At 57.5% G+C, this 10,609-nt stretch carries 6 protein-coding genes and 2 pseudogenes; all 8 read left to right on the top strand.

The features are described from left to right. The first annotated feature begins 161 nt into the window (after positions 1 to 161). Positions 162 to 401 (top strand): hypothetical protein, encoded by a 240-nt coding sequence (locus tag EV561_RS26685; protein ID WP_132526179.1) that lies wholly within the window; start codon positions 162 to 164, stop codon positions 399 to 401. A 197-nt stretch (positions 402 to 598) separates the two neighbouring features. Next, on the top strand, positions 599 to 2,317 hold the full coding sequence (locus tag EV561_RS26690; RefSeq protein ID WP_132526180.1) for an arylsulfatase: 1,719 nt from the start codon (positions 599 to 601) through the stop codon (positions 2,315 to 2,317). A gap of 173 nt (positions 2,318 to 2,490) precedes the next feature. Continuing rightward, a complete protein-coding gene (locus EV561_RS26695) occupies positions 2,491 to 3,999 on the top strand; it encodes an arylsulfatase (protein ID WP_245512947.1) in 1,509 nt (502 codons plus the stop codon). Between the two features lie 155 nt (positions 4,000 to 4,154). Next, positions 4,155 to 4,972 (top strand): annotated as a pseudogene (locus tag EV561_RS26700) (hypothetical protein). 1,365 nt (positions 4,973 to 6,337) lie between these two features. Continuing rightward, a pseudogene (locus tag EV561_RS26705) lies at positions 6,338 to 6,585 on the top strand (plasmid stabilization protein). Then, entirely contained in the window at positions 6,582 to 7,001 is a 420-nt protein-coding gene (locus EV561_RS26710; protein ID WP_132526182.1) for a type II toxin-antitoxin system VapC family toxin, read from the top strand. The pseudogene EV561_RS26705 and the gene EV561_RS26710 overlap by 4 nt, the downstream one beginning before the upstream one ends. Positions 7,002 to 7,352: 351 nt before the next feature. Beyond that, positions 7,353 to 8,576 carry an ATP-binding protein gene (locus EV561_RS26715; RefSeq protein ID WP_132526210.1) on the top strand — a complete coding sequence of 408 codons (1,224 nt, stop codon included), beginning with the start codon at positions 7,353 to 7,355 and terminating at the stop codon, positions 8,574 to 8,576. Between the two features lie 366 nt (positions 8,577 to 8,942). Beyond that, on the top strand, positions 8,943 to 10,316 hold the full coding sequence (locus EV561_RS26720) for a phosphatase PAP2 family protein (protein WP_132526184.1): 1,374 nt from the start codon (positions 8,943 to 8,945) through the stop codon (positions 10,314 to 10,316). Positions 10,317 to 10,609: the final 293 nt, after the last annotated feature.

A 10,609-nucleotide genomic window follows, 5' to 3' on the forward strand; every position in this document is an offset into this window, starting at 1 on the left:
CGCCGACCTCGGCGGGCGAGGGCGATCACTTCGAAATGTGCGAGGTACGAACATGTTCGTGCCCCTTGGGAGTCGAGATGCGAACGTGTTCGTACCTTGCTTCCCACACCTCTTGTGCGCAAGGCTTCTACCGCGCACCTCGCCATCAGAGGACAAGCGTCATGTCAGGACTAAACCTCCTCGTCGCTCGTTGGCCCCATCGGGAACTATCGATACGCAGACTGTTCACCCGGAACGCCGATTTTCGGGCGCTATGCGAAGACTACGAGGATGCGCTTCGTGCCATGCGACACTGGCAAGACGCAGGTAGTGAACCGAAGGCGGAGGAATTCCGCAATCTTGCGGCGGAGATCGAGACCGAGATCGTGCGCATGCTCGATCTCTCGACGGGATCGCCATAGCCGAAACTCGATACAGGCTGCGTCCTCTATCGTCGAACGCGGGCTGTGAACGATTGGGAGCGACCGACGCCGCTCAGCCGCTCTGCCGATGAACGCAGGCCTAGTGCATGCGTCGCAGATGGGCTGCGCCTGCATGTTTGTAGCTGAGCCACTGGCCCTTGGGTCCGGGCACACCATGACACTGGAGGGAGAGTCCAATGAGTATAAAGCAGAATCTTCTAACAGCCGCTCTGTTATGTGGCGGCGCGCTGGTCATTGGCGGTCACGCGCCCGCTCAAGCCCAGGAACAGCAGAAGCCCAACATACTTTTCATCATGGGAGACGATATCGGCTACATGCAGCCGGGCATCTATCATCGCGGTCTGATGGTCGGTGAAACTCCGAACATCGACCGCATCGGCAGGGAAGGGGCGCTCTTTACCGACTATTATGCCGAGCAGAGCTGCACTGCCGGTCGGAACGCCTTCTTCACCGGGATGCACCCGCTGCGGACCGGTATGATTCCGCCGCAACTGCCCGGCAGTCCGTCCTACCTGCGACCAGGAACGCCGACTCTGGCGAAGTTCCTCTACGATCTCGGCTATACGACCGGCGAGTTCGGCAAGAACCATCTGGGCGATCACACCGACGCCCTGCCCACAGCCCACGGCTTCCAGGAGTTCTGGGGCTACCTCTACCATCTCGATGCGATGCAGGGGGTGAGCTTCCCGGACATCAACAAGACGCCGACCGAGCAGACGATCGCCCCGCCTTGCAGGAACACCCCGATCCCCGGCCTGCGTGAAGATCCGGCTGCCGTCGACCCGAAAACGACGACATGCTTGACGCCGCCGCGTCCGATACTCGCGTGCAGCTCCTCCGACGGCAGTTCCGGAAACCAGACCTGTCGTGACGAGGGTCCGCTGACGCTCGAAAGATCGAAGGGCGTCGATGAGGAGATATCGAGCCACGTCATCGACTTCCTCGACCGCAACGATCCCAAGAAGACCCAAAAGCCGTTCTTCGTCTGGTACAACCCGGCGCGCATGCATATCACCACCGTGCTGCCGGACAAGTACATGGCGATGGTGGGGGAACCTGGCGGCAAGGACTGGGGTGTCAACGAAGCCGGCATGAAGCAGATGGACGACAACATCGGCTACGTAATGAAGAAGCTTGATGAGATGGGTCAGCTCGACAACACCATCATCGTCTTCACCACGGACAACGGCGCCGAGACGATCACCTACCCCGATGGTGGCACCACGCCCTTCAAGGGTGGCAAGCTGACCACGTGGGAAGGCGGCATGCGTGCACCGCTGGTCGTTCGCTGGCCGGGCCACATCGAACCTGGAACCATCAAGACGGATATCTTCGCCTCGCTCGACTGGCTGCCGACACTCGTCGACATCGCCGGCGGCCCCAAGGGAGACGGACTTAAGGAACAGATCCAAAAAGGCGCCTATCCGGGCATCGTCAAGACGACGCTCGATGGCGTCGATCAACGGGACTACCTCGAAGGCAAGCAAGCCAAGTCGAACCGCGACACCTTCTTCTACTACTCCGGCAAGGATCCGTCGGCCGTCCGCTACAAGAACTGGAAAATGTACTTTGCGATGGTCTCCGATTCACCGACGGGTTTCATTGCGGGCGTAGTTCCCTACCACTGGACGCAGGTCGTCAACATCAAGCGCGATCCCTTCGAAACCGCGATCGGCGACCAGGCAAAGACCCTGTTTGGTCTCGGAGGCGCTATAGCTGCACCCGCATCCGCCTATGTCTACGACTGGAACATGCTGCCGATCGGCCAGGTGCTGTGGCTGAAGGAGCTGTCAAGCTACATCGACTATCCGCCGATGCAGAGCCCGGCCAGCTATAACCTCGAGCAGGTCATGGAGCAGGTGAAGCAGATGAAGAATTCGGGTGCGAGCGACTGACAGCTCGATCGGGAATGCCCCCCGATTGCCGAGTAAGGCCGGCGCCTGATGGCGCCGGCTTGATCATGCTGGTGACGGTGCTCCGAAGTTCACAAGCAGGCTTCGGTCCCTCGAACGGATAGTTTGATCGCGCCGCCGCCGATCCATCGACGGCGGCAGGCAAGGAGACAACGATGAGGTGGCTTGGGCGGTTGCGACAGATACGCGATGTGCTGACTATCGGCTCGTGCCTGATCGCTCCTCCGTTGTTCGTTGGGCCGGCCTCCGCTCAGCAAATACCGCCGAATATCTTGCTCATCCTAGCTGACAACATCGGTTATGGCGACGTGGGCGCCTACGGTGGTGGCGAACTACGCGGTGCGCCAACTCCGCGCATCGATCAGTTTGCCGCGGAAGGGTTGAGGCTCACACAGTTTCTGGTCGAGCCGTCCTGCACGCCGTCGCGTGCCGCCTTGATGACCGGGCGCTACTCCGTCCGCTCCGGATTGTCGCTGGTAGCGGTTGCCGGCACGGACATTTCACTGCCGGCGAAGGAAATCACGATGGCCGAGATGCTGCACGACGCCGGCTACGCCACTGCGATCTTTGGCAAATGGCACCTCGGAGGACAAACCTACAGTCAGCCGCAGAACCAGGGTTTTGACGAGTTCTATGGCATCCCTCCCAACGACACATGGGACGCGTTCGGCATGATCCGCCAGGGCCGTCAGACACAGTCCCTCGATATCCCGATCGACAAGGGACCGCAAATCGTCGAGGCAAGACGGGGCGAGCCGCTTAGGCCGGTGAAGCCATACACGGAGGAAGTGCGTCGTGGAATCGACTGGGAACTGGTGGATCACGGCATCGACTTCATGAAGCGCGAAAAGGCGGCAGGCAAGCCGTTCTTTCTATACCTGCCGATTTCCCGGACGCATTTTCCAAATCTGCCCTCGAAACCCTTCGAGGGAGTATCCCGCATTGGCCAGTTCGGCGATTCCCTGATGGAATGCGATGCGATTATCGGCAAGCTGCTTGACTCGTTGAAAGAGCTTGGCCTCGACGAGGACACCATTGTGATCCTGGCTTCTGACAACGGACCTGACGGGCCGGGAGCACGCGCATTCGGCGGCGACATGCCAGACGTCGGATCAAGCGGACCCTATCGTGGCGCGCTCGGCGATGTGAGCGAAGGCGCGATCCGGACCATCGCCATGATCCGCTGGCCGCACCGGGTCAGCCCTCGGTCCTCATACGCCATGTTCTCCATCATGGATTTCTTCCCAACCCTTGCGCATCTTGCGGGCGGCAAGGTGCCCGACGACCGTCCGGTCGACGGCGTCGACCAGAGCGACCTGCTGCTTGGCAAGAACAATACCGGAGCGCGCGACCATCTGCTGACTTTCGTCGGCGCCGATCTGGTCGCGGTCCGCTGGAAGCAATTCCGAGCCTATTTTGCCGACGTGGCGCCCGGCCGTAGCGGTGCAGGCGGCGCGACGCTGATGGGCGGAGTGGGAGCGAGCGCCGCGCCAATGAACGGCTATCCAAAGGTGTTCAATATCGAGTCGGACCCGCAGGAGGAGCACAATATTGGCGAGATGTACAATTGGGTTCTCGGTCCGTTGTTGGGGGCGGTCGAGGAATACAAAGCGACCTTGGCAAAGGCGCCGAACCCGCCCGCAGCGAACATGACAAAGTTTTGATCTCGGCTCGATGCAGCACCGAACGCAGGGTGGACCGTGGTCGATACGAAGGCCGACTGGAAGTAGATCTTTCCTTCGAAGTGAATCGGTCGGCTGCGCGAGCTTCGGGGTTCGCGCGCCATCGCCAAGCTAAACCAAAGAAAAGGAGTCTAGCCATGCTTACTCGAAATCTGGTCTGTGCCGTCCTATTGGCCGGCACCTTCTATTCCACGGCCGGCGCCGCGTTGGCGCAGGATGCGAGTGTGAAGCCGCACGTTCCGCTGCAGAAAACGATCGGTGTAGTGACGCCGACGGCACCAGTCCCTTCGCTCTTCGTTCTCAATTCTGCGGGCGCGACACTGCAGAATGACAAGCTCACCATGACCGGCGTCTCGGCGAACTCGATCGTCTTCGCGGATCGCCCCGTGCGGTCCGCAGGTCATGTCACGACCGAGCAGTTCATCAGGCAGTGGGACAAGGACAAGGACAACTTCATCAACGATCCTCCCAACGCGACCATATCCGTGGTGGAGACGGTTCGAAGATAGAGGATGCGGTGGTGGTGCTCAAGGCGCCCAAGCTCGAAGGCGGCAACCTGACATTCGATGTTTCTGTCCTGGAGGGGAGCCTTAGCGGTTCAAGCGGACCCGCAGCGCTCTTCATCGACCGCGGCGGCGGCTTCGGTGGGGGTGGTTTCGGAGGCGGCGGACACGATTTCGGCGGAGGAGACTTCGATCGCAACCGCGGGGACTTCGCCGGGAGCTATGGGCGCGTCGGAGATACGGCCGTGTACCACAACGACCGGACGGGAAATACATATGCATGGCACGGTGGAAACTACTGGCATGCGCCGGTCTATCACGGCGCCTGGTATGCCGGCGCACCGGTGGCGGCCGGAGTGGCTGTCGGCGCCGCGATCGCGCATCCCTACTGGTCGGGCTACTACAACAGGGGCTACCGCTGCGGCTACTATCCCTATCCGCCCTGCGAGTGATGGTGATCAAATTGAAGGTCTGAATCGCTGTCGATCCTCAATCCATGCCGCGCGCAAACAGTGGAGCATAGTCCGCACTCGATTTCGATGACAGGTAACGGCAAACGACGCTGAAATGCGATTGCCTATCGCGGAGGGGCCAGCTTTTCCAGATGACGGTCGGATGGAAGAGCTCGTCTATACCCTTCGTCGAGCAGCGGGTATGCGAGGCTCCAATAACCGGCGCGATAAGGGATGACGCTGAACATGGTCCTGACGATTCCACATTTGGATACTTATAGCTTTGTTTGGTGTGGCAGCATGGACGTTTTGGGAAAGTTTGGAGCAATCCGTTATTGAGAGTGATGACTAGCCTCGGATACAGCTGTAGACAGTTCCGAAAGGTCAATTCAACCTGACATGACGTCAGGCCGTAGCCGCCATCACCTGCCGCCGTGGTCTTGGTATCCCGGCCACGGCGCCGAAAAATGCCCCGCCGAAGCGGGGCAGGTGATGCAGACATCTACTGAAGTAGAACCTTCTAATAAACGGGATGCGGTCGTCGAAGTTCCAAAATAAATAGAGCAAGGGTCGCCGACACAACTCAATACCCGAGGCAGCGACCCCAGTCTTGCCACCCCTTGCGATAGCCAGAGACGATATAGTTTCGGAAATCATCACGTCCGGCAATCGGACCGAAGTCTGATCGAGATAGTCGAACTGGCTTAGCCGATCCAGCGGAGAGCCTTGGCAATTTCGATCGTAGCCCAAGCGAGACCGAAGACCCTGACGATAGCGATAGCAATCATCAGCACTATGTCGAAAAGGGTTCTGATCAGGTTTTTTCAAGAACGCTGAAGAAAGAAAGCCCGCCTGGCCGGGGGTAGGAACAGACGGGCTTACTGAGAGCCATCAGCATGAGGGCAAATCCTAGATACTCCGCTACTCGTCGATTCGCTTTGCGATTTACGATGAGCTGATATGAAGCATTTGTGATTGACGTGCCTTTCTCGCGTCCACAAGATTCTTCTTGAACGGGCGGCGAGGCCCTTTCGGCCTTGAGTCGGTGGAGCGCCGAGATTCTGCGCGCTAAAATTAAGGCGACGGACTGGGCTTCAGAAGGCGCACAGAAAATTCGCGCCTGCGATGAATCAGCAATCTCGTTCCGCGTTCACCTCTACCACGGCGTACGAGGATGACCCATGGACAATCCAAAAATTGCGAGGGTAAAAGTTCGGCTTCCTGGCGAGGGTGCTTATCGCGAATTGACGTCTGTCGAGGAAACGCGGTTACAGGGGCACCCTCCGTCCTCGTCGCACGACTTGAAGAATGATATCATTTTCACTATATCGATATCACGGTAAGCGAGTAGATTGGATTGTATTAATGGCAGCGGTCACCATTCGAAACATTTCTGAGGAAACGCATCGGGCGTTACGCGCAAGAGCAGCTAACCACGGCCGTAGTACCGAGGCGGAAATTCGTGACATTCTTGAAGCCGCTGTACGGCCATCTGGACGCGTGAAACTCGGATCATTGCTCGCGGCCATCGGTCGTGATGCTGAGTTATCAAACAGCGATGTTGAAGCGTTGCAGCAACAGCGACACCAGCTGAACCGATGACTTTCGAATGATCTTGCTCGACACTAATGTGATATCCGAGCCGTGGAAACCGGCTCCTGATACTGCCGTGCTGACCTGGTTGGATGCGCAAGCTATTGAGACGCTATTCATTTCCGCAATTTCAATTGCTGAACTTCGTTTCGCGATTGCCTCAATGCCCTTGGGGAAACGCCAGACAATTCTACACGATCGCCTTGAAGGTGAAGTTCTTCCGCACTTTGACGGACGCATTCTGCCCTTTAACGTAAGTACCTCGCAATTTTACGCGGAGCTGATGGCCGGCGGCCGACTGTCCGGAAGGGCGACAGGGAAGGCTGACGGATACATTGCTGCGACAGCAGCAGAGAACCATCTCGTGATTGCTACGCGAGATACGAGCCCATTTGAGGCCGCTGGATTGAAAGTGATCAATCCTTGGGCCGCCTAAGCCTCTAAAACTGCGGGTCATAGGTTCGTACCTGTTCAAGAGCTTTGCATTCCTTCCATCGGTTAAAAGCTCGTAGGCTTGGCGCTGCGATGGAAATATGGCACGAATTTTCCTTCGCTTCTGATCAGATCCCACTCCATTGAAAATCAGCTAGGTCCGCTCTGGTGACCAACCAGCGAAAAGTTCAGCAGCGCCTGCATGGTCTCTCGCCTACCTCATGCCGCAATCTGGCGTGCCAGGTACTTTTGGCTTCCCATGTCAATTAGCCGCGATGTAGATTTCAAATGGTCACGCCTTGACTTTCAATCGGTCGCCTCTGTAGTTTCAAACAGTCATCAAAGGAATGAAGGTGTGGCGCTGTATCCAAGGCTCGTTGAGCAACGCGTTGCTGACGCTATGTCAGACACGCGAGTCGTACTGATCGTAGGTCCCAGACAATCAGGAAAAACGACGTTGGCCAAGAAGATGGCCAACGAGGGGATGGAGTATTATACGCTGGATAATGCGACGACCCTGGACGCAGCGCGACAGGATCCAGTTGGCTTTGTAAGAGGTATGGATCGCGCCATCATCGATGAAATTCAGCGCGCTCCCGAACTGTTGTTGGCCATCAAAGAAAGCGTGGATACCGATCAGCGCCCCGGGCGGTTCCTCCTGACCGGTTCAGCCAATCTCATGACGCTGCCACGCGTGGCAGACTCGCTCGCAGGGCGCATGGAGGTCGTTCGATTGCTGCCACTTGCGCAAAGCGAGATCAAAACCGCCGGTAGCAGCTTCCTACGCGACGCCTTTCAAAATGAAGCCAAGGCGGGAGAGCCAATCGTCGGGGACGACCTTATGACTGCGGTTCTGGCCGGTGGATATCCCGAGGCATTGGGTCGCAAAACCTTGAGCCGGAGACAGGACTGGTATGAGGATTATATCCAGGCGATCGTTCAACGCGACGTTCGCGATGTCGCGCAAATCGAGCAGATCGCTCAAATGCCGCGCCTGCTACGCATTCTGGCAGAGCATTCGGGGCAGCTCGTGAACTATTCCGGAATTGGCGCGGCCATCGGGATGAACCACGTCACAACGCAAAAATATGTCGGCATCTTCGAGAGCCTGTTCCTCGCTCGAACCGTGCAACCTTGGTTTTCCAACAAACTGAAACGTCTCACGAAGACACCGAAAATACATTTCCTCGATTCCGGTCTTCTCGCATCCCTTCGCGACCTCTCTCTCGACCGCCTCCGCGGCGACAGGGGTCAGTTCGGGGCGCTGCTGGAGACTTTCGTTTTTGGCGAGATTCTTAAACTCGCCAGCGGGGGGCAAACCCGCTTGGAGTTTTCGCATTTTCGTGACAAGCAGCAGAACGAAGTCGATATCGTCATCGAAGATAGAAGCGCGCGGATCGTCGGTATCGAGATAAAAGCGGCAGCATCCGTCTCGAATTCCGATTTTTCGGGATTGCGAATTTTGGCCGAAGCATCCGGAGAACGGTTTGTTTCAGGCATGGTCTTGTATGACCATCATAAGGTGATCCCTTTCGGGGAACGTTTGTCCGCTGTTCCGATATCGGCATTGTGGCGCTAACGCGTGAGGACTCCGCTTCAGTCTTCAGTCGAGCAGTCCTGAAACGTCGACGATTTCGATAACAAATCGGCCTGAGGTTCGATTCCTTTCAAGAGCGACGCAGGCTTCGCGAATGTATGAGGCGACTTTTCCGAGGTAGCCGTTAGCTGGGGGTATTCAGACTTGGAGAAGACCCGTTGAGAAACCGAAACAGATCGGGCCGGAGTGATCCCAGCCAGCAAACTTGGCAAGATTTACGACGGACCTCGCCCGGAAACGCAGCCGCTCTAGTTCTCGTCAGCGCGATAGCGCGTTTGGACGAAGCAAAGATGTTTCGGCGGCCCATCCGTCTTTGATAATTGAAGCAACTGGGGAAGGGGAGAAAATATGAAACGGCTGACACGTACTGCGATCACGCTTTGGCTAAGCGCTGCCTTTATCGGTTCAGCGGAAGCACAAACAGCAACCAACCTCGCGGTCTTGAAAGGGCTGTCGCCGTTGTCGGTGCTCGGAAAATCCCAGAGTGGAAGAGCAGCATTATCGTCCAACTATACAGTGACCGGTGGCATTCAAACCGGGGACATCCGGCAGCCGACGTTACTTCCCTTCGCCGAACAACAGCAGCAGGCTTTGAGGGACGCGTTCATCACCGATGGCAATCTTGCCGAACTCGCCGACGGTCTGGGGACGACCCTGGGGAGCGCCTACGCCGCACGGGCTCACTATCAGGATCGCGAACATTTCACGAGCATATCGCAGGCATTGGCCGATCTCATTGCCTACACCAATTCGACCACGGGATCGGATTCCAACTCGGGCAAATATTTTTTCGCCAATGCGACGACGGATGGAAAGACGCCGGTCTCAGCAGAAGCGGCCGACATCCTGAAGCAGAACGGCGGAGGCTCGGACGTGTTCGGTGTGAACTACGGTCGACCAGCTGGCACTACGGGTGCCGACGCCTATGGTGATTCAAGGCCGTTTCAGACGGAGCCGCAAATCCTTCCGATCATCGGCCGCGACTACTTCGGCGCACCGGCGAATAACACAGTTTATAACCGGGGACCGGTCATGAACTTGATCGACAGCCCATCCTTCCCCAGTGGCCATACGACGTACGGCTATATGGGTTCGATATTGTTGGCGGTGCTCGTGCCCGAGCGCTATCCGGAAATGATCACGAGGGCATCAGAGTACGGCAACGATCGCATCATCGTGGGTGCCCATTACGCAATGGATGTTCTCGGCGGGCGCACGCTTGCGACTTATGATTTGGCGCATCTACTCGCAAATGATCCTGCCTATGTCGGGCAGACCCTCAAGGGTGCAGCTGTTATCAAGGACTATCCAGCCGCGCTTTCGGCAGCACGCGCCGACCTGATCACGGTGCTAAAGGCGAATTGCGGCGCCGATATCGCCGCCTGCGCCAAGGACGACACAGGCCGGTTCGGCAATCCGGCGATGAACCAGGCTGCCTACGATGTGACGCAGACGTATGGCCTTCCGGTGGTCTATCCCAACAACTTCGGCGTCACCGAAGACGTCGGCAAAATGGCGCCGGAAGCTGGCAATCTGCTGACTGCGGCATTTCCCTCGCTGACCCTGGACGAGGCCAACCAAATCCTCACGGACACGGAAGGTCCGGGCGGCGGCTTCCTGGATGATGGGTCATCCTTTGGCATTTATTCACGCCTCAATCTCTATGCTGCTTCATTGGCGGCGAAGACGTTGGCCGATCACAAGGCTTCGGCTGCAAAATAGCCATCGGGCATGCCTGACACAGGAAAATAATACTGCGATGCCGACTTGGGCCGTCGCAGGACGTCCGGCTGGCTGCGTCGATTGCAATTCGATAAAAGTCACAACCTTTGCCGGTGTCATTTCTTAGGCTAAACTCATATTAAGTCCCTTGGCGATTCGATGGGAGCCGAGTAGCAATCGATGGAACAGTCGACTGGCGTTGTTGCCAATGCCTCTAGCGGTGAGTTCGGCCGGCAATACGCCGCGCTCTGCTATCGCATCAATCGGCATGAAAACGTCGTTGAATATCTGCT

This window comes from Rhizobium sp. BK376, from assembly GCF_004341625.1.
Classification (GTDB): domain Bacteria; phylum Pseudomonadota; class Alphaproteobacteria; order Rhizobiales; family Rhizobiaceae; genus Rhizobium.

What these genes read in the sequence shown, in the direction of transcription:
- EV561_RS26690 (WP_132526180.1), top strand. Translation starts at nt 599, where the DNA reads ATGAGTATAAAGCAGAATCTTCTAACAGCCGCTCTGTTATGTGGCGGC.
- EV561_RS26685 (WP_132526179.1), top strand. Translation starts at nt 162, where the DNA reads ATGTCAGGACTAAACCTCCTCGTCGCTCGTTGGCCCCATCGGGAACTA.
- EV561_RS26720 (WP_132526184.1), top strand. Translation starts at nt 8,943, where the DNA reads ATGAAACGGCTGACACGTACTGCGATCACGCTTTGGCTAAGCGCTGCC.
- EV561_RS26710 (WP_132526182.1), top strand. Translation starts at nt 6,582, where the DNA reads ATGATCTTGCTCGACACTAATGTGATATCCGAGCCGTGGAAACCGGCT.
- EV561_RS26695 (WP_245512947.1), top strand. Translation starts at nt 2,491, where the DNA reads ATGAGGTGGCTTGGGCGGTTGCGACAGATACGCGATGTGCTGACTATC.